This window comes from Spirosoma flavus (assembly GCF_054778555.1).
Genome location: NZ_BAAGZL010000001.1, coordinates 2,300,710 through 2,320,622, shown reverse-complemented (window position 1 = coordinate 2,320,622; position 19,913 = coordinate 2,300,710). Strand labels below are relative to the sequence as shown.

Below are 19,913 nucleotides of genomic sequence, written 5' to 3'. Positions count from 1 at the left end.
CGGCCAACCCTGGCCGCACTAAGATTGTAGCCCTGAATCTGAGCAACGGCACCACAACCACACTGGCCACCCCGGCTAACATTAACGGAGCCAACTCTACTCAGATTACGGGTATGGTGATTGACCGTACCAACCAATACGTCTATTACGCTGTCGGTGATGGATCAGCAACGACCCTCAATGACCAGATCCGGCGCGTCGGTCTGAATGGTACGGGCGACACCCAGATTGCAGTAGGGGTGGTCGAGTCCCCCGGGGCACTGGCCCTGGACCAGATGAACAACCGGCTGCTGGTGGTCAACTCAGTCGTCAGCAACACGGCCAACCCTGGCCGCACTAAGATTGTAGCCCTGAATCTGAGCAACGGCACCACAACCACACTGGCCACCCCGGCTAACATTAACGGAGCCAACTCTACCCAGATCACAGGCATGGTTACTGTCAATCAGGATCCACCGACAGTCTCCACTGGTAATTCGGTCAGCAACATCACAACCAACAGTGCCAACGTCGGCGGTACATTGACTACCGATGGTGGCGCTGCTCTTACAGACTACGGGGTAGTCTACGTGCAGGGTACGGGAACGCCTACAACCAGCAATACTAAAGTGCAGGTAGGTACCAGTTCGCCGGGCTCGTTTCCCTCCAATTTCGTAGCCAATTTGACTGGCCTGATACCCGGTACCCAATATACTGCCAGCGCCTACGCCACTAATTCGCTTGGGACCAGATACGGTAGTACGGTAACGTTTACTACCACCCCCAACTCTCCTACGATAACCAGTCCAGCCAACAACAGCAGGACTAACAACACTACGATCAATATTATGGGAACGGCCCGGGCCAATAGCCTGGTGCGTGTTTATAATTCAAGCAATAATACCGTTATCGGCACCCAGCAGTTGTCTGGTGGCGCTACGAGTTGGAGTATTAGCATCTCCCTGGCAGCCAATACCACCACTACGGTGTATGCCACCGCCCAGCTAGCCAATTCGCTGGAAAGCGCGGCCAGCAGCACAGTGTCTGTCATTCAGGATTCTAATGCCCCCACCGTGACCAGCGTAGGCGTACCCGCGAATGGAAACTACAGCGCCGGTCAGTCGCTCAGCTTTACGGTTAACTTTGCAGAGAATGTAAACGTCATAGGCACTCCTCAGTTGGGGTTGACTATCGGGGCAACCAATCGACAAGCTAATTACACTGGTGGTACAGGCACTTCAGCTTTAACTTTCTCTTATACAGTACAATCCGGCGATCTTGATACGGATGGCATTGCCCTGATCACTCTTTCGCTTAATTCAGGAACAATTCGTGATGCCGCCGGCAACAATGCTACGCTTACCCTAAACAACGTAGGTTCAACGGCAAACGTACGGGTAGACGCAGTAGCCCCAACGGTCAGCATCAGTTCGTCTGGAGTTGCCAATGGCGCTACCACTTCTACCAGTCCTCTTCCCTTTACGCTCACCTTTTCCGAAAGTGTAACGGGTTTAACCTCCAATGAAATCAGCGTGACCAACGGTACGCTCTCGGATTTTTCGGGCAGCGGCACCACTTATTTCTTCAATGTCACCCCTACGTCAGGGGGACAGGTAACTGTTAACGTAGTAGCTAACGTAGCGCAGGATGTGGCCGGGAATGGGAATTCAGCAGCTAGTCCATATAGCTTCACCTATCAGGCAGTCCCTACCATTACCAGCTTTGTGGCTACCAACCCAACTATTTGTATTGGACAGGTTGTGGGCTTTACGGCCACGCTGGGTAATGTTGGCAGCGGTTATACGTATACCCTATCCGACGGGCAAAACGCTATTTCGGGCAATGGTACGGGAGCCAATTTTAGCCAGTCACTGACAGTCAATACATCTGGTACCCGTAGCTTTACGCTGGCAATAACCAGCAACGGCCAAACGACTCAGGCAACCACCCAGGTAACAGTCAATACGCCACCGACGAATGCCAGCCTGACAGGAGGCACGCTTAGCTGTGCCCAACCCAGCCTGACCATTACAGCCTCCGCCGATGGTGCCAGTAGCTATAGCTTCAGCCAGGGTGCCAATCAGATAGGGAGCAGCAATCAGGGGGTGGTGAGCCAGGGGGGAACTTACACCGTCGTCATTAGCAGTGCCCAAGGTTGCACTGTGGCTCAAACCACCACTATCGCATCCAATACCACCGCCACGCCGGTTACTTTGACGGTGAATGGTTCGCTGAGTTGCCCTAATCCTAGTGTTACGTTAACGGCCACCGCCGGTTTTGTCAGCTATGCCTTTAGCTCGGGAGCGGCTCAGATAGGTGGTTCGGCGGGTAACACCGCCAGCGTGACCGCAACCGGTACGTATTCAGTAAGCGCCACCAACGCCGATGGCTGCGTATCGACCACCAACGTAACGGTCACCGGCAGCACTACCGCTACTCCGGTGAGCCTGACCGTTAGTGGAACACTCAGCTGTTCAGTAACCAGTGTTACGTTGACGGCCACTACCGGTTTCGCTAGCTACTCGTTTAGCTCGGGAGCTGCGCAGGTAGGTGGTTCAGCCGGTAATACGGCGACAGTGAACACGGCCGGGACGTATTCAGTGAGTGCCGCCAACGCTAACGGTTGCGTTTCGACGACCAGTGTAACGGTCACTGGCAGTACGACAGCTACTGCGGCTGTTCTGGTGGCCAGCAGTGCCTTGAGTTGTTCAGCGACCAGCGTTACCCTGACAGCTACCACCGGTTTCACCAGCTACACCTTCAGCGCAGGCGCTAGCCAAGTGGGTGGCTCGACGGGCAATACCGCTACGGTCAACACCGCCGGTACGTACTCCGTCAGTGCCACCAATGCATCGGGTTGCGTATCGACAACCAACGTAACAGTAGTGGGCAGTTCGACCGCTACTCCGGTCGATCTGACGGCGAGTGGCACGTTGAGTTGTTCGGCCACCAGCGTTACGTTGACGGCCACCGCTGGTTTCACTAGCTATACCTTTAGCTCGGGAGCTGCCCAGATAGGCGGTTCGGCCGGTAACACCGCTACCGTGAGCACCACCGGTGTATACTCGGTGAGCGCAACGAATGCCAATGGCTGCGTATCGACCACCAGCGTAACGGTCACCGGCAGCACCACCGATTCACCCGTGAGCCTGACGGCCAGTGGAACACTGAGCTGTTCAAACACGACGGTGACTTTGACGGCGACGGCTGGCTTTACCAGCTACGTCTTCAGTGCAGGCGCTAGCCAAGTGGGTGGTTCATCGGGCAACACCGCCACGGTAAACGCGGCTGGTACGTATTCGGTGACGGCGACCAATGCCAGTGGTTGCCAGTCGACTACCAACGTAACGGTCACCGGCAGCACCACCTCTTCACCCGTTACTCTAACAGTTAGCAGCGCGTTGAGTTGCTCGGCCACCAGTGTGACGCTGACAGCCACAGCCGGTTTTGCCAGCTATACCTTCAGCACTGGCGCTAGCCAAGTGGGTGGTTCTTCAGGCAACACCGCCACGGTCACCACGGCAGGCACCTATTCAGTCAGTGCTATCAACGCGTCGGGTTGTGTATCCACGACCAACGTAACGGTGGTCGGCAGCACGACTGCTACCCCGGTAAGTCTGACGGCCAGTGGGCCTCTAAGCTGTTCGGCACCGAGTGTGACCTTGACGGCTACGCCAGGCTTCACCAGCTATGTCTTCAGTGCAGGGGCTGCCCAGGTGGGTGGTTCTTCAGGCAACACGGCCACGGTGAACACGGCGGGAACCTACTCGGTGTCGGCTACCAATGCCAATGGCTGCGTATCGACCACCAGCGTAACGGTCACCGGCAGCACCACCGCTTCACCGGTGAGCCTGACCGCCAGCGGTACCATCAGTTGCTCGAACACGACGGTGACTTTGACGGCGACACCCGGTTTCACCAGCTACATCTTCAGCGCAGGCGCTAGTCAGGTAGGCGGTTCATCAGGTAACACCGCCACGGTGAACACGGCTGGTACATATTCAGTGACCGCTGTTAACGCGTCGGGTTGCCAGTCGACAACTAGTGTGTTAGTGACCGGGGGTACGCAGTCTTCGCCAGTGGCCCTGTCGGCTAGTGGTCCCTTGAGCTGCTCCACTTCTACGGTAACGTTGACGGCGACACCAGGCTTTACCAGCTACGTCTTTAGTGCAGGCGCTAGCCAAGTGGGTGGTTCAGCCGGTAACACGGCTACGGTGAGTACCACCGGTGTCTACTCGGTCACCGCGACCAATTCAGACGGTTGTTCCTCGGTAGCCAGCACTTCGGTCACCTTCCAGGATTGCCCACCGGCGGGCAGCTTCACCATTGTCAGTGTGAACATCCTGAGCTGTAGCCCATCGGGACCCAACCGTCGCTACTTCAGCTTCACGCCCGTCTACAGTGGCCTCAACGGTCAGCCCATCAGCTTCTCCGTGGTGAACCAACTGCCACCGACCACCCAGACAGGGCCGTATTCGTTAGATCTGTATACGGATAATCCGGTGATTACGCTCAAAGCCACCCAGCAGGGAACTCCCGGCGAAGCTACCTTCAGCTACAACTGGCTCAACGCCTGCATGGGCATGACGGCGCCCAATACACCGCCCTCAGTGGTAGCACCGATCGCGCCCCAGTCGGCCACGGTCAATCAGACCTTCAGCTACGTGATTAATCCAGGTACGTTCACCGATGCTGAAACACCCAGCAGTCTGACTTACGCGGTAACGGGCCTGCCACCGGGTATTGGCTTCTTTGCGCCCAACTTCATTTCGGGTACGCCATCAACCACCGTGGGTTCGCCCTTCTCGGTAACGGTGACGGCAACCGATCCAGGCGGCTTGTCAACCTTCACGACCTTCGCGCTGACAGTTTATCCGGCCGCAACAACGGCTACCTTCGGTATCACGGGCGTCAATCTGGTCAACTGCATCACGGTGAGCCCCAACCGCAAAACCATCAGCTTCAACCCGGTGTACAGCGGTACGACGGGGCAGTCCATCAGCTTCTCGGTCGTCAATGAGTTGCCTGCCACCACGGCACCTGGTCCCTATGAGCTGACGCTGTACACGGATAACCCCGTGATCACGCTGAAGGCCACCCAGCAGAATACGCCGGGTGAAGCGACGTATGCTTACAACTGGCTAGCGGCCTGCAACGGTACGCCGTCGACCAACACCCCGCCCACGGTGGCCAACCCGATTGGTCCACAATCAGCGACGGTCAATCAGGGCTACAGCTTCGTGATTCCAGCCAACACCTTCACCGATGCCGAAACGCCGGGCAACCTGGCTCTGTCGGTGAGTGGGCTGCCAGCCGGTCTGGGCTTCACCCCACCAGCCACCATCTCGGGTACACCGTCCACCTCGGCCGGATCCCCCTTCTCGGTGACGGTGACCGCGACGGATCCCGGTGGCTTGTCGACCTTCACGGTCTTCACCCTGACGGTCAATCCGCAGAGCACCACCCCGCCCAGCACCTTCGCCATCACAGGAGCCACGCTGGTCAACTGCAGCTCGTTGACGCCGAATCGGAGAGCCATCACCTTTAATCCGGTGTATAGTGGCCTGAATGGGCAGCCAATCACCTTCTCGGTGGTCAACGAACTGGCGCCGACGACGAATCCAGGACCCTATCAGTTGAACCTGTACACGGATAATCCAGTGATTGTGCTCAAGGCCACCCAGCAAGGCACGCCGGGAGAAGCCACCTTCAGCTACAACTGGTTAGACGCTTGTAACAACGTACCCTCGACCAATACGCCACCTACCGTGGCTAACCCCATTGGGCCACAGTCGGCGACGATCAACGTGAGTTACAACTTCACCATTCCGGCTAACACCTTCACTGACGCCCAGACGCCGGGCAGTCTGGCTCTGTCGGTGAGTGGCTTACCAGTTGGTCTGAGCTTCAATCCGCCAGCCACCATCTCGGGTACGCCTTCGGTGTCGATGGCTGCGCCTTACTCGGTGACAGTGACGGCAACGGATCCCGGTGGTTTATCGACCTTCACGACCTTCAACCTGACGGTCAATCCGAACACGAGCACGACGGCGTTTGCCATTACGGGAGCAACGCTGCTGAACTGTACCAGCCTGAGCGCCAACCGCAAGTCGATCAGCTTCAACCCCGTCTATCAGGGAGCCACGGGTCAGCCCATTAGCTTCTCGGTGGTCAATGAGTTGGCGCCCACGACGAATCCTGGTCCTTACCAACTGAGTCTGTACACAGATAATCCAGTGATTGTTCTGAAGGCGGTTCAGGCGGGTACGCCTGGGGAAGCGACTTACAGCTATAACTGGCTGGCGGCCTGCAACGCCATGGCGCGGGTGGGTGCGCCCGAAACCTGGCTTGAAGTGGTGGTGCTGGGCAACCCGGTGGTTGGTGAAAGCGTGGAAGTGGGTGTGAAAGGAGCCGCTGGCAGTGCGCTCCGTCTACGGGTGGTGAATGCACAGGGTCGCCCGGTTCACGCGCAGACGATTGACCGGGCTGGTAGTGACGAACGCGTTCGGATGAATGTGGGTCAAACCAGTGGTATTTACCTGTTGGATGTCAGCATTCCAGGTCAACACCAAACCATTAAGTTAGTCAAGCCTTAAAAAGGTGCAGTTATTTTTATAAGAGGCTGGTTCGCTCTACAATTGTGGAGCGAACCAGCCTTTTTGTTTATAGAGAATTCTCCTGATCATCTTAGCGAGGCCGGTCTGCATTATAAGAATGGCCTAGTTCATTTAGCGCTCACACCTTAGCTTTCATAGTATCTCATTAAATGCCCGTTTTTTCCGAGATGGTATGTACTATCTAAACACTATGTCTATAGAAGTTGGCTGCAATCTCAAATTGCCATCTCACTAATCAACGTCTCATTTTCGTGTAGCGTCCTAAAATAAGTTTACAGTTTCGAAGTGAATTTATTAGTTCATTCTTATAGTCCTACCATTGATTTACAGTATCTCAACTAAACATCAGCTGGCGATTTCCAGATCTACTTCCCTTTTCTTGTAGTAATTTTTCCAGCGTCTTCGCAAATCGCCCCGTTGCTGATGGGCTTGCTGTGGGGTCAGCATGTCACAACTGCTATGGGGGCGTAATGAATTATAGATCAGCACAGCTTGGGCAATCCCTTTTTTGGCTACAGCCAGGCTAAGATAGTGATCGGCTAATAGCTCCTGTTTCAATATCCCGTTCACCCGTTCCGCGATCGCGTTTTCCAGTGGATCTCCGCTTTGCGTCATACTGATTTGGATGGTATGATCCTGTAAAAGATTGACATACTTCAGGCAACAATACTGCACGCCCCGGTCGCTGTGGTGAATCAATCCACTCGTGTCCGGGCAGTCTTTCAAGGCCATCAACAAGGCTTTTAGGCTGCCCCATCGCACTCAGCGTTTCCGATACACAATAGCCGACGATTTTTCGGCTATAAGCATCCGTCACTAAGCTCAGGTAAGCAAAGCCATCACCGACCAAAACATAGGTTATGTCACTCACCCATAACGAGTTGGGTGCTTTTGGTACATACCCCCGTATCAGATTCGGGTACTTCCGCTTCGGCGGTCCGATTCTGCCAGTGATTCGAAAAGGTAGTCTGAACCTTACGTCGACGCTTTTTTACTAGTAGCTTATGCTCTCGTAGCAAATCAAAAACGCATCTCGACCCATCTTTAAGTGGTGTTCTTGGACAAAACCATGCATCAGCACCAGTAACTTTCTGGTGCCTAATCGGGGTTGCAGCGAGCGGTGGAGCAACACTTGCTGAATAACCAGCTCGGCTTCGAAGCAGGCCTGGCTATTATTTTTTTCGAATTGATAAAATGCCTGCCTACTATAACCAATCGGACCGCCGATGCGGCCAAACTTTTTTCGGATCAGGACTTGCAATTCATCCTCGGCAATATCGAGCATGGCATTCAGCAGCTTATTACGTAGTTGTTCCTGCTCCAAAAGTTTTTGGAGTTGCTCAACGCTAGGCGGTTGATTGGGTTTAGGCTTCATGGGATCAGAAGCTAAGCCCACCCCTTTTAGTTTAGCCTGCTGTTGTGCTTGATACTTGAGCACACACCGATTTATGGTGGCTTTACTGATGCCATATTTTTTCTCTAGTTGCAGGTAGGTGCACCCACCCAGCAAGTATTCTCGTACTACTTTTTGTCGTTTATTCAGTTTACAGCCTTAACTGAGCTGTAAACCTATTTAGGACATGACATCGTATTACTTGTTAAGTAAGCGATGCATTGTAGTCATGTGACGGATTTTACGGTTGGCCGATGCCGTACGAAACGGCAAAACTACCCAATCATCCGCTTTTATCGTTCTAATACAACGTAATGACCTGCCCTTGGAACGCCTTCTCCACGTCTGGCAAAATCTCGCAGTTGTCCCAGATGCCTGTTAGGAGTGTCTGGGCGTAGGATTCGGGGAGGTGATTGGTCATCATCAGTTGATGAGCCGTATGGTTGTCGTAGGTAAAATGGTGAAAAGTATACATAAATACGCCATCCGCGTCGTCGAGTAACAGGTACCATACTCGGGGAGTCCCATCGTTAGCGGGCATCCCGATTACACCTGCATTAAGCCAGTACCGACTGTTCTCTGTATCGGAAACTTGCTTATCCGCAAACGGTAGTCCAGCGTGACCAGCTAGTATTACGTCAGCCCCGTAAGCCGCAAAGGACGTTTCTTTCACCGGCCAGGGCGTTGATGCAAACACAAAATCAGCGATCCCAGTGGCGGCCCCATGCAACACGGTCACCGACTTACCAGCGTACCGAAACGACAGTTGGAGCGGCAAGGTGCTCAGCCAGGCAACCGATTTAGTAGAAAGTGTCTGAACCGCATAAGGAAACCAAGTGCGGGAAAATAAATCACACCGCCCTCCTTCCGTAAAATTACAACCGCAGTCATCCTCACCTCTGATGATATTCTGCTCTACATTACCCTGAATGGTTTGTATTCCCCAATTCTTAACCAGTTGCACCGACTCCTCAGGCTGTGCGCAGTAGCCGACGATATCACCGGTACAGATTATGTTGGCGGGAGGGATCTGGAGCTGGTTGGCAATAGTCTGAAGTGCTTCCAGCGCCTGCAAGTTGGAGTAAGGCCCTCCAAACACGAGCACCCTGCCGCTACGCATGCCTAAGTCTCGGGTATCGGGTCGATTATTCATGAGTCTTTGGTTGAAACAGCATACTACCCGCGAAAACCAGGAAACAGAAAGTCGTAGTGATCAGGTTCACGCTAAGTAGCGCTCCGTATTTCCCATCTCCCAACCGCCATGATTCGGGCAAAGAGAAAAACGTCAGAAAACCACCTAGCAGGAGCCCACCTACCACCGACAAGTGAAAAGCCAAGCGGGGCACCCGGACGTTCCAGCACAAAAAGACAGGTGCCAAACCAAGTACTAAGGTACCGCTGATGGTAGTGGCCGATAGAATAGCCGGGTCAAAAAATACGGGAATAGTACCCAGCACCGTCAGCACGACCATAGCCCACCGGCCTCTCGTAACACTCGGTACTACTGCCCGACTCAAATCGATGCTGATGAGCTTGGAAAACGACGCCATAGCCGAGTCTAGCGTCGACGAAGCTGAGGTCACCATAATCAGGTTCATTAGCAGCAACATCGGCACACCAAAATACCGCGCTACGGCAACCGGTGCTTCGCCCATTAGACTATTAATCTTGGCAAAAATACCGACGAAGCTGAAGAAGACGATACAAAGCGAACCAATAACGGCCGCCCAAATGTAGGCCCTCCCCGTGGTGTGCGTGTCGGAGATAAAGCCCCGGTCGGTTAGTACAGGGTCGTGAAAAGGATAGCTGAAACACTGCACTAGTGCCACCAGAAGCAGATCGACACCCTGATTTAGATCCCAGCGTCCACTGTTTACGAAGGGTTTAAGACTCCCGCCATACTGAGGTAAAATGAAGCCCAGAATCACCGTAAGCAGTACCACAAAGAGCGACAGTTGAATCACATCGGTCATTATCGAACTGCTCATACCACCTTTGAGCGTATAGGCCAGCGTGAGTAGTGTAAATATGATAATCGCTACGTAGTAATCAGTTGAGCCCTGCGCTCCAAAGTAGGAGCCGATCACGATAGTGTTCGACCAGATTTCATTGTAGAGCCGGATCATGATTAGTAGTGTAAACACCACTACCGCACTCGCTCCAAACTTCGATTCTAGAAAGTGGTGAATGCTCCGGTAACCACCCTTGTTGCGCATTGATACGATTATAAATCCTGCAACCAGAAACGACAGATAATAGCCCGCGTAGGCTACGCCCCCCACCAGTCCGAAGCTATGACCCAGGTTGGCGGCATTAGTAATCGATTTGGCAAACAGCCACGAAATGACCAAACTACTAGTCAGGAAAAGGGTGTTGGGCGTTCGCTCGTTGCGGGCACCCCGGAAAAATTCGGGCGCCGTACGAGCCAGGGGCGACACGAAAAACAGCGTAATGCTGGACGCCAGCACCAGCGCCCACTGCAACAGGGTTGTGCTCATGCAGGAATGATTAACGAGTAGCCCACCAAACAGGCATGTTAATGCTGTTGTTCTGGGTTTTGTCGGCGGCTTTTTTGTATTGTACTGTATTCAGTGCGCTTTCTGTTCCGGGGTAGGGCATCCGGACGGGAATAAGCCCGTTGTTAAGGCTGGCCGAAATGGTCTTTAAGCGAGGAAAACCAGTCCGACGGTACTCGGTCCAGCCTTCGTAGGCATTATTGATATTGCCAAGCCACTTTTGCGTCAAAATCTGTTCAATTGGGTTCTGACCGTTCTGCGCGTAGGCTACTTTAGCGCTGCTCAGGTAACCCGCTGGCAGCGTCGTGCGCCAGTAGTCGAATGCTTGCGTAACGCCACGCTCATACCACTCCTTACCCGATGCTGATACCAGGCCCCGCTCGGCAGCTTCGGCTAGCCAGAAACTGGTTTCATAGGCAGTCATATAGTTGGCGTACAGCTTATCCGACTCCTCCCGAAAGATCGTTCCTGTCAGTGAATAGTCGGCGACAGAAATCGACAGCTTTGAGGCATCCGGACCGTTGAGCAGACCTTTGTAGGTGCCCGGTTTGGCCGCGGTTGCCCGGAAATATACCCCAACGCGCGGATCGTTCAGGCTGGTGAGCAGTTCCTGACTGGTCAGCGACATGATAAACAGGTTATAGTCGCCGATACGGGCTGTTGACATTCGGAAGTTGTTGGGTTGCGTGAGTGAGAAGCGAAACACTGCGTTGTCAGTATTGGCCTTAATGAAGTTGCCTTCCGTCAGCACTTTCTGTAGCGCGTCCTTCACATTTGCTTTACCCGAAATACGCATCAACGCTTTAATCTTCAGCGAATTGGCAAATAATACCCACTTGCTGCGGTTGCCACTGTAAAGAATGTCGCCATCAAGAGCAGTAGCACCTTTGTAATTATTAATGGAAGCAATGCCTTTATCGAGATTGTCCAGTATACCACCGGCAGCCGTGTAGATAGATTCCTGCGTATCGTAGGCAGGTGTAATGACGCCCGTTTTTCCTTGTAGAGCCTCGCTATAGGGTACGTCGCCGTAAAGGTCGGTGAGGGCAGCCGCCATGTACGCTTTCATGATCAGGGCCGGGCCTTCGTATACTCCGAATGCTACGTTGGCGCGAGACTTCTGCAACAGAATTTCGTTGTCGCGCAAGTTCGAGTAGATGAACGGCCAGGGATTGCCACCATATTGCGGTTCGCTGAGACTGTGCCGGTCGAACAGGTTGAAGTCGATAGCCGTAAAATACTGCCCTAGCAGGTTGCCCGCTACAAAAGCTTCGTAGGACATCTGCTCGCCATAATCGAACAGAATTTTGCGAAACAGCAGCGACGGTTGCACATCGACCGGCGCGTTGGGGTTGGTGTTGATTTCCTGAAAATTCTCCGTACAGCTAGGTAACGCACTGGTTAGCAAAAGCAGCAGGAGGGTACTATATAAAATCCGTTTCATATCAGTTGGTTTGATACCCGTGCCGAATGGCGGGACTTAAAAATTCACACTTAGTTTCACCCCTATGTTACGCGAGGTGGGGTAGGTCATGTCTTCGACGCCAGTTTGCAGTTGATTTTGCTGGAACGAAGTCTGTTCGGGATCGAAGTGGGGAATATGTGACAGTGCCAGCAAATTTCGACCCACCAAGGCTATAGTTAGTCGCTGCATATGCAGCTTACGAGCGAGGCCCGTCGTTTCGGGCAGCGTATAGCCAATGCTCATCTCCCGCAACTTTACGTACGACGCATTGTAGGTGTTATTTTCTTCATTGTTGCGGTCGTAATACATGCGGTAATAGGTTTCGGCTGGAATAGCGCGGGTATTGGGTTGATAGTTCGGATTATCTGTTGTGCCCGTGTTCACCACGCCTTTAGCCACAATACCCGCATCAGGACGATCGGCCGTTTCGATAAGTTGCCCTGCTACACCCGCCAGTGCCAGTGTGCGTGATACCAGAATGCCGCCTTGCCGCCAGTCGAGCAGGAAACTTAAGTTCCAGTTTTGAACGCTGAGCTGGTTTGATAAGCCTACCATGAAGTCGGGATTGTAGTTACCTAGTTTCTTCAGCGTGTTGTCGGCAATGTACTGACCATTGCTACCCACAATAAACTCACCCTGAGCATTACGCAGGTAGCCTGTACCCCACATATCACCCATTCGGTCACCTTGTCGCACCTGATACCAGACGGTTTGATTCACATTATCGTAGATGCGGTTGTAGCCCAGCGTAAGTGTACCAGCCTCTTCAGGCAGCGCCACCACTGTAGTACGGTTGCGGCTGAAGTTGAGGCTCACGTTCCAACGGATGCGACTCGTCCGTATAGGGATGGCCATTACCACGGCTTCGATGCCCTGCGACCGTACTTCACCCCCATTAATGACTCGTTCACTGTAACCAGTAGGGATGGCGATGGGTAACGACAGAATCTGGTTACGGGTGCGGGAGTTATAATAGGTCAAGTCAATGCCTAGTCTGTCATCCAGGAAGCGAACATCGGCCCCCACCTCAACTGAAGTGATCGACTCCGGTTTCAGGTTGGTATTGGCAATTGTGGACTGGGCGGTGAAGGCGGGTTGTGAGAATACTGGGTTGCGAGCGTTGAAAACCCCTGTGGTCTGGTAAGGGCTTGTATCGTTACCGACGCTGGCGAAGCTGGCCCTAACTTTAGCAAACGACAAAACGGTGGGTAGCCGGAACTGATTGGATAGTACCCAACTGGCCGAAACAGAAGGGTAGAAGAAAGACGTGTTGGCGGTAGAAGTGGGCGTTGCTAGCGCACTCGACCAATCGTTACGTCCTGTTACGTCAACAAACAGTACGTCCTTATAACTTAGTTTGGCAAGTGCATACAAGCTGTTGATACGTTTACGGGCACTCTGCTGATAGACCTCTACCGGCGACGCTGCATTGGTCAGTTTGAATACGCCCGGTTGCGCCAGTGTTAAAGCCTGATACTGATCGAACGACGCCAACTGATTCATACGATTTCCCCCCGCCGACAGATCGATCGAAAGTGGTCCTAAGCTACGCGTGTAATTCAAAAGAAAATCGGTGTTGATTTCCCGGAAGAAAACAGCGTTTTCAGCATAAGCGCCATTCTTAAAACGGTTGCTGCTGAATGCCCGCCGAAACTGACGGTTCTCGCTCGAATAATCCATAGCGCTTCGTACCATCAAAGTCAAGTTAGTGGCCAGTTCACCCGTCACGGCAATATTGCCGATGAGTCGGTCGCGGTTAAACGAGTTACGGTTTTCGTAAAGGGTGAAATACGGGTTGTCGAAGTAGGTATAGTTGTAGGAAAAATGCTGAATCCCCTCCAATCCGGGCTGCCAGTACTGCTTCATTGGGTCAACGTCCGTTTGCCGACCCAGCCAGGCGCTCATAGCGTAGTTAATATTTTCCGAGCCGTATTTGGTAGCAGGCCGATTGTCACTACCCGAGTTTATGTAATTGATGGATGAGCTGAATTTCAGCCACTTATTGGGTTCGAACTGAAGCTGGGCGGCTAGCGTTTTACGTTTCAGATCGACACCCGGAATGGCTGACTGACTGTTCAGATCGGTGTACGACAGCCGGTAGCTGCCTTTGTCGTAGCTACCAGAAATAGCCAGATTGCTGATGGCCGTATGACCTGTCTCGTAGAAATTTTTGAGGTTATCAGGATGCGACACAAAGGGGGTTGGGGTGATAGGTAGCCCACTGTATACCCGCGTGTCGGCTCCACGCACTACACGACCATCTGGCAGATTCACGGGACTGTCGTACTGCTGAATCAGCAGTCCCGCATCGAGTTTTGGACCATAACTATAGGAGATATTATCGTTAATCCCCCCACCCAGGCCATCGACATACTTAAATGTTCCGCTATTACCCTGTCCGTAGCTGTTCTGGAATCGGGGAAGCTGAAACGGGCGCTCGGTATAAAAAGTACTGTTAAAACTAACGCCAATGCCTTTCTGTGACGAACCGTCTTTAGTCGTAATCAGGATAACTCCGTTGGAAGCTCGGGTACCGTAGAGGGCAGCTGCACCGGGCCCTTTCAGTACCGATACCGTTGCTATATCGTCAGGGTTGATTTCCATGGCACCGTTGCCAAAATCAATTTCCTGAAACCCGTTGGCATCGTCGTCAACTCGGTTCACCACCGTAGCGTTGTTAATGACAATGCCATCGACCACAAAAAGGGGGTTGTTATTGGTGAACGATGATTCGCCCCGGATCGTAATACGCGAGGACGCTCCCACCCCCGTCGACCCACCCGTAATCATCACGCCCGCAACTTTACCTGACAGGTTGTCGAGAAAGTTGGGAGCCTTGACGTCGCTAACTTGACTGCCATCAACTTTCTGGATGGCATAACCCAAGCTGCGGGCGTTGCGCTCCAGCCCAAGAGCCGTAACGACTACTTCATTGAGTGACAGTCCCGCAACTAGTTCAACAATCAGGCTGGTTTGTCCCGTGTACTGCACCTCCTTTGTCTGATAGCCAAGGTAAGAGATTGTCAGAACGTCGGCTGGTTGTAAGTTGGCTAGGGTAAATGTACCCGTGGCATTGGTGAGCGTACCTGCCTGGGTGCGTTTTACTTGTACAGTGGCCCCCACAATGGGTTGATCCGATGCCTGGTCGACAACCTGCCCTGTTAGTTTCTGGGCAGATGCAATAACTGAAAATAAGAGAACAAAGGTAATCAGTAGTAATAACCGCATAGAACGGGAAAGAGAGAAGAAATGAAATATTATCAATATACGAGGTACGAAGAGAGATAGATGTCCAAGAAAGGAATTAGTCAACTATCTGCTAGTTCAAACGTAGGAATCTGTCCGGGAGAAATTCGAGAGAGTGAAGCGGTAGTATCTCAATTGGTAAGCGGGCTATCATAAAAATATAACTCAAAAAGAGGATATTTCCTAAAGCCATTCCAAATTACCCGTGCATGAAATTATGTGTATCATGATATTATTCAAGACTTCAAAACAATATCCATCGTAATATTACAATGAATCCTATTTTTACTACCTTCGCTACATGGGAGTTACAAGAACTGAAATATTCACAGAAGAGCAAAACAGGGTATCGGATTTGGCTAAAGCATTCGCACACCCGGCAAGAGTGGCCATCCTACAATCGCTGGCGCGGAAGAAAACCTGCGTTTGCGGTGACCTAGTAGACGAATTACCTTTGGCTCAGGCCACCGTTTCTCAGCATTTAAAGGAGCTGAAACGCATTGGCATCATTCAGGGCGAAATCAACCCGCCCCGCGTTTGCTACTGCATCAATGAAACTGTATGGGAGGAAGCCCGCCAAGCCTTTGGCGCGTTGTTTGACATTTATGTAGGAGCCGCGACCTGCTGCTAGGTATGCGGCTTTTTTTTACCTAAATCAATCGCAATATTACATTAAACCAATAAGAAAAACATATGGAAACCGCCGAGGAAATTAAAGAAACCGTCCGCCAGAAATACGGCGCAATTGCCCAGAATCCCGCTGCCAATGGGTGTTGCGGTCCTACTTCCTGCTGTGACCAATCCAGGCCGGGACCTGAAATCGAATTGAACGTGCCGATTGTTATGGCGCAGGATTACCAGGAGTTGAACGGCTACGTGGCCGATGCCGATTTGGGGCTGGGTTGTGGATTGCCTACGCAATTCGCGCAGATTAACCCTGGTGATACGGTAGTGGATCTGGGTTCAGGCGCGGGCAATGATTGCTTTGTGGCCCGTGCCGAAGCCGGCGAAACGGGCCGCGTGATCGGCCTGGATATGACCCCCACCATGATTGACCGCGCCCGCAAAAACGCGAAAGCCTTGGGCTTTGCGAATGTTGAGTTCGTCTATGGCGACATCGAGGACATGCCCTTGCCCGAAAATTTGGCGAATGTGGTCGTGAGTAATTGCGTGATGAACTTGGTTCCCGACAAGCAGAAAGCCTTCGCCGAAACCTTCCGCATTTTAAAGCCAGGTGGCCATTTCAGCATCTCCGATATTGTACTGAAAGGCGAGCTGCCCGCAGGTTTGCAGCAGGATGCCGAAATGTACGTGGGTTGTGTATCGGGAGCGATCCATAAAGACGCCTATTTGCAGCTCGTCAGTGAGAGCGGTTTCACGAATATTCAGGTGCAGAAAGAACGGGAAATTACCCTACCCGATTCGGTGCTGCAAAATTACCTGTCTACCGAGGAAATCGCCGAATATCGTCAGCAAGACCGGGGCATCTATAGCGTGACGGTTTTTGCGCAAAAACCGTTGGCGCTCACCGAGATTAAACCACTGAGAACTAGCCAGACCGCTAGCTGTTGCGGGACTGATTGTTGCAACTAATTCCACAACTGAAACCAGTCTTGAAAATGAAACGACTTCTAGTTCTATGCACGGGTAATTCTGCCCGTTCGCAGATAGCCGAAGGCTATTTGCAATCCTTCGCCGGAGATCGGGCCGAAGTATACAGCGCAGGCGTTGCCCCCCACGGCGTGAACCCGCTAGCCATTCAGGTGATGACCGAAGATGGCATCGACATTTCGCACCACACCTCGAACCATGTGGACGAATACACCTCTGTGCCGTTCGATTACGTCATTACTGTGTGCGACAATGCCCGCGAGCAATGTCCCTATTTCCCATCAAGCGCGGAGAAGATCCACCAAAGCTTTCCCGATCCTGGCCACCAACCCGGCATCGATGCCCTGACCTCGTTCCGCCAGGTGCGCGACCAGATTAAAGTTTTTTCACAGGAATTCATCGCATCGAAATTGCTGAACTCGTCGGCTAGCTATGGAACTGCACATTGAAAACGCACGGCCTGACGAGAAAGAAACCGTTGTGGCCCTGCTTGAACAAGGAGATTTGCTCACCGAGGATCTACCAGAAGAACTGCCCCATTTCGTGATTGCCAAATACGAGCAAACTCCCGTCGGGGTGGCCGGTCTGGAATCTTTCGGGACTGTGGGCCTATTGAGGTCGGTGGCTGTTGATCCAGCCCACCAGGGTAAAGGCATCGCAGCGCAGATGATCGACCGGTTGCTAGCCACTGCCGACACAACGCAGCTGCATGAACTGTATCTGATTACCACCTCTGCCGAGGGCTATTTTGACCGATACGGATTTGTACCTGTGAACCGGGACACCGTACCCGAAGCTATTCAGCAAACTAGGCAATTCAGTAGCCTTTGCCCGTCATCGGCCATTGTGATGAAACGAACACCCAAACAGTAAATTCCATGAGTCCCCCCGTCTATCTTTTCTGGACCGCTTTCTGACTCTGTGGATTTTTCTGGCCATGCTGATAGCAGCGCAGTTTTGAACCTCACTACAAAAGGACGCTCCAAACCACTTATAAAAATGGCGAACCCATTACCTGAGTTAGTAGCCAGGTGGCCAGAACATCAGCCAATGATTTTGGGCTACCTGCGTAAGTACGTAAAAAATGAACCCATCGCGCAGGACATTAGCCAGGACATTTTTCTGAAAGTGTATCGCCTGAGTCAGCAGCCCCATTATACTGTAGTCAATGTTCGTTCATGGCTGTTCCAGTTAGCGCACAACGCCATGATTGACCATTACCGGCAGCCTAAAACGGCTTGCCTTTGTGCTAGTGAGGTTGAGCAGATTCCCCACCCTAAAGAGGGAAATACCTATCAAGAAATGGCCGACTATGTTCGACCCTTGCTGCGTTGTTTGCCGGACGCCTATGCGCTACCGTTGGCGATGGATCTGGACGGTGTACCGCAGAAGGAAATTGCTCAACAGCTTCAGTTGGATTTGCCTACCACCAAATCACGTATCCAGCGATCCCGAAAGAAAATGCACGGACTGTTTTACGAGTGCTTTCACCTGGAAGTAGACCCACAGGGACGCGTTGAAAGCTTTGCCATTCGACCGGATTGCGTCACGCTGCAAGCGTTTCTAGTCGAGCAGCAAAAAAAGAATGCCTTGCCGATGCATCTTTTGGGGACTTAGCCCGTCATGGGTGCAATTCTAAACATTGCATCCATTATGAAAACCACATTGCTTTTCGGTCTATCGTTTCTATTCGCTCCGGTACTTTATGGGCAGGCTCCCCATGCGCAAGAACCGTTGGTAGATCATTACCAACAGTTCAGCGCGTTGAACGCAAAGAAGAACCCTGCCCGCGCCTGGCTAGATACAATTCACTACCCTGCAAAAGAATATGGCAGCTCGCTTACTTATGTGTTGGTCAAACCGTACTACCTGATAGCATCGCAAGTCGAAGTGCTGAAAACCGCTGTTCGCCCACCGGCCAACTCATCCGACCAAACCCGGAAGGAATTAGATTATCTGTTAGCCTTGCAGCGGAGCCGGACACCGGCGCAAATTAAGCGCGTGGAGTTCTTAGGCGATATTGGCTATTGGCCGCAGGTGGATTTACTTACCTCGCACCCTAGTTACAGCCAGAATCTGAAAGATCTATTTTTTGAAGGTCGCGAAATTTTGGGAGTTACTTGCACAGCAGAGAAGTATCCGAAAACGGCCATCCTGCTCAAAGGCATGATGCGGGACATGCGGATCATGGAATTTACTATCAAGTATCAATATATTCGTCCCCGTCCTTATCATCTGGAAGCTGAATTAAAACCATTGACTCGCATCGGCTCTCCATCATTTGCCAGCGGGCACACTCTATGGGCCTTTATCCAGGCATATACTTGGAGTGAATTATTGCCACACCGCCGGGCTGACTTTCTTAAACTTGCCGAAGAAATCCGCCGTTCGCGTGAAATCATGGGTATTCACTACCCCAGTGACAATGAAGCCGCTCGCCAGATAACACATCGAATGTTAACGTACTATTTCAAGAACCCGAGCTTTCAACGTGATTTTGAAGCGGCCAGAGCAGAGTGGAAAAACTAATGACGGTTAGCAGTGGGTATAGTAACTCACTGCTCCTTTGATTTTTCTAGGGTGTGAGCTTTACTGAACTTCGAATTCTTCGGACAATCGATCGACGCATGTCAGCCTGTGTGTGGATAATCCCTTTACTAAATCCGGACTGGAATCCGGCGATGTAGTAATTTACTTTTAGCGTGTGCGCGTGCAGGAACGTATCTCATCTCCCCGATTATTCTGTTTATTGCCTCTGAGTATTTATCGATCAAGCTGTAGACTATCCAAGATAATGGCTATGATTCACCATTGTTGGTGGAGAAAGCAGACAGAGTCAATACGTTCTTTACTCTGGATCATGGCCTAACTGGCAAAAAAATTATGTAAAATTTTGGTGGGGCTAAAATGTTCTGGAAGCGCACGAGCAAGAACCTACCCCCGTACCCTCCCCCGGTGTTAATCAACGTTACCCCTACCCCCGGTCATTTTCGTACGCTGCTCTTAGGTTAAACCTACACGCATTAACTGTTGGGAGGTTAACTTTATGCTAGAGGTGTCAGCCGCTCAATTCGCTCAACTTACAC

The 19,913-nt window shown here is 52.1% G+C and carries 13 protein-coding genes and 1 pseudogene; 7 read left to right on the top strand and 7 right to left on the bottom strand.

From position 1 onward, the window contains the following. Positions 1 to 6,575, top strand: a 6,575-nt coding sequence (locus ACYVF1_RS09000) for a putative Ig domain-containing protein (RefSeq protein ID WP_461077733.1), incomplete at its 5' end; no start/stop codon positions are given. Positions 6,576 to 6,941: 366 nt separating this feature from the next. Here the strand turns inward: ACYVF1_RS09000 and ACYVF1_RS08995 are convergent. The 7 genes and pseudogenes from ACYVF1_RS08995 to ACYVF1_RS08965 all read right to left on the bottom strand — a co-directional run bounded on the left by ACYVF1_RS08995 (position 6,942) and on the right by ACYVF1_RS08965 (position 15,198). Further along, entirely contained in the window at positions 6,942 to 7,322 is a 381-nt protein-coding gene (locus ACYVF1_RS08995) for a transposase (protein ID WP_461077731.1), read from the bottom strand. A 52-nt stretch (positions 7,323 to 7,374) separates the two neighbouring features. Next, a pseudogene (locus ACYVF1_RS08990) lies at positions 7,375 to 7,506 on the bottom strand (DDE-type integrase/transposase/recombinase); the annotation flags it as partial. 84 nt (positions 7,507 to 7,590) lie between these two features. Then, positions 7,591 to 8,034, bottom strand: coding sequence for a hypothetical protein (locus tag ACYVF1_RS08985; RefSeq protein WP_461077729.1), 444 nt, complete (start codon positions 8,032 to 8,034; stop codon positions 7,591 to 7,593). Between the two features lie 256 nt (positions 8,035 to 8,290). After that, the gene (locus ACYVF1_RS08980; RefSeq protein ID WP_461077727.1) at positions 8,291 to 9,142 is read right to left on the bottom strand and encodes a metallophosphoesterase family protein; all 852 of its coding nucleotides are present in this window, start codon (positions 9,140 to 9,142) and stop codon (positions 8,291 to 8,293) included. Next, positions 9,135 to 10,487 carry an SLC5/6 family protein gene (locus ACYVF1_RS08975; protein ID WP_461077725.1) on the bottom strand — a complete coding sequence of 451 codons (1,353 nt, stop codon included), beginning with the start codon at positions 10,485 to 10,487 and terminating at the stop codon, positions 9,135 to 9,137. Before ACYVF1_RS08975 ends, ACYVF1_RS08980 begins: the two co-directional genes overlap by 8 nt. 10 nt (positions 10,488 to 10,497) lie before the next feature. Then, a complete protein-coding gene (locus ACYVF1_RS08970) occupies positions 10,498 to 11,949 on the bottom strand; it encodes a SusD/RagB family nutrient-binding outer membrane lipoprotein (RefSeq protein ID WP_461077723.1) in 1,452 nt (483 codons plus the stop codon). Between the two features lie 36 nt (positions 11,950 to 11,985). Next, positions 11,986 to 15,198, bottom strand: a complete 3,213-nt coding sequence (locus ACYVF1_RS08965) for a SusC/RagA family TonB-linked outer membrane protein (RefSeq protein WP_461077721.1) — start codon at positions 15,196 to 15,198, stop codon at positions 11,986 to 11,988. A 319-nt stretch (positions 15,199 to 15,517) separates the two neighbouring features. Here ACYVF1_RS08965 and ACYVF1_RS08960 point away from each other — a divergent pair, with 319 nt between their 5' ends. The 6 genes from ACYVF1_RS08960 to ACYVF1_RS08935 all read left to right on the top strand — a co-directional run bounded on the left by ACYVF1_RS08960 (position 15,518) and on the right by ACYVF1_RS08935 (position 19,356). Further along, the gene (locus tag ACYVF1_RS08960; RefSeq protein ID WP_461077719.1) at positions 15,518 to 15,847 is read left to right on the top strand and encodes an ArsR/SmtB family transcription factor; all 330 of its coding nucleotides are present in this window, start codon (positions 15,518 to 15,520) and stop codon (positions 15,845 to 15,847) included. Between the two features lie 62 nt (positions 15,848 to 15,909). Further along, a complete protein-coding gene (locus tag ACYVF1_RS08955) occupies positions 15,910 to 16,809 on the top strand; it encodes an arsenite methyltransferase (RefSeq protein ID WP_461077717.1) in 900 nt (299 codons plus the stop codon). Positions 16,810 to 16,835: 26 nt separating this feature from the next. Beyond that, positions 16,836 to 17,276 (top strand): arsenate reductase ArsC, encoded by a 441-nt coding sequence (locus ACYVF1_RS08950; protein ID WP_461077715.1) that lies wholly within the window; start codon positions 16,836 to 16,838, stop codon positions 17,274 to 17,276. Then, a complete protein-coding gene (gene arsN2 / locus ACYVF1_RS08945; protein WP_461077713.1) occupies positions 17,260 to 17,700 on the top strand; it encodes an arsenic resistance N-acetyltransferase ArsN2 in 441 nt (146 codons plus the stop codon). Before ACYVF1_RS08950 ends, arsN2 begins: the two co-directional genes overlap by 17 nt. A 126-nt stretch (positions 17,701 to 17,826) precedes the next feature. Then, positions 17,827 to 18,444 carry a sigma-70 family RNA polymerase sigma factor gene (locus ACYVF1_RS08940; RefSeq protein WP_461077711.1) on the top strand — a complete coding sequence of 206 codons (618 nt, stop codon included), beginning with the start codon at positions 17,827 to 17,829 and terminating at the stop codon, positions 18,442 to 18,444. A gap of 36 nt (positions 18,445 to 18,480) precedes the next feature. Further along, entirely contained in the window at positions 18,481 to 19,356 is an 876-nt protein-coding gene (locus ACYVF1_RS08935) for a phosphatase PAP2 family protein (protein WP_461077709.1), read from the top strand. Positions 19,357 to 19,913 lie beyond the last annotated feature (557 nt).

Bases quoted from the DNA above. Each gene is read 5' to 3' on its own strand.
- ACYVF1_RS08950 (WP_461077715.1), top strand. From the start codon at position 16,836: ATGAAACGACTTCTAGTTCTATGCACGGGTAATTCTGCCCGTTCGCAG.
- ACYVF1_RS08965 (WP_461077721.1), bottom strand. From the start codon at position 15,198: ATGCGGTTATTACTACTGATTACCTTTGTTCTCTTATTTTCAGTTATT.
- ACYVF1_RS08960 (WP_461077719.1), top strand. From the start codon at position 15,518: ATGGGAGTTACAAGAACTGAAATATTCACAGAAGAGCAAAACAGGGTA.
- arsN2 (WP_461077713.1), top strand. From the start codon at position 17,260: ATGGAACTGCACATTGAAAACGCACGGCCTGACGAGAAAGAAACCGTT.
- ACYVF1_RS08970 (WP_461077723.1), bottom strand. From the start codon at position 11,949: ATGAAACGGATTTTATATAGTACCCTCCTGCTGCTTTTGCTAACCAGT.
- ACYVF1_RS08955 (WP_461077717.1), top strand. From the start codon at position 15,910: ATGGAAACCGCCGAGGAAATTAAAGAAACCGTCCGCCAGAAATACGGC.
- ACYVF1_RS08935 (WP_461077709.1), top strand. From the start codon at position 18,481: ATGAAAACCACATTGCTTTTCGGTCTATCGTTTCTATTCGCTCCGGTA.
- ACYVF1_RS08940 (WP_461077711.1), top strand. From the start codon at position 17,827: ATGGCGAACCCATTACCTGAGTTAGTAGCCAGGTGGCCAGAACATCAG.
- ACYVF1_RS08980 (WP_461077727.1), bottom strand. From the start codon at position 9,142: ATGAATAATCGACCCGATACCCGAGACTTAGGCATGCGTAGCGGCAGG.
- ACYVF1_RS08975 (WP_461077725.1), bottom strand. From the start codon at position 10,487: ATGAGCACAACCCTGTTGCAGTGGGCGCTGGTGCTGGCGTCCAGCATT.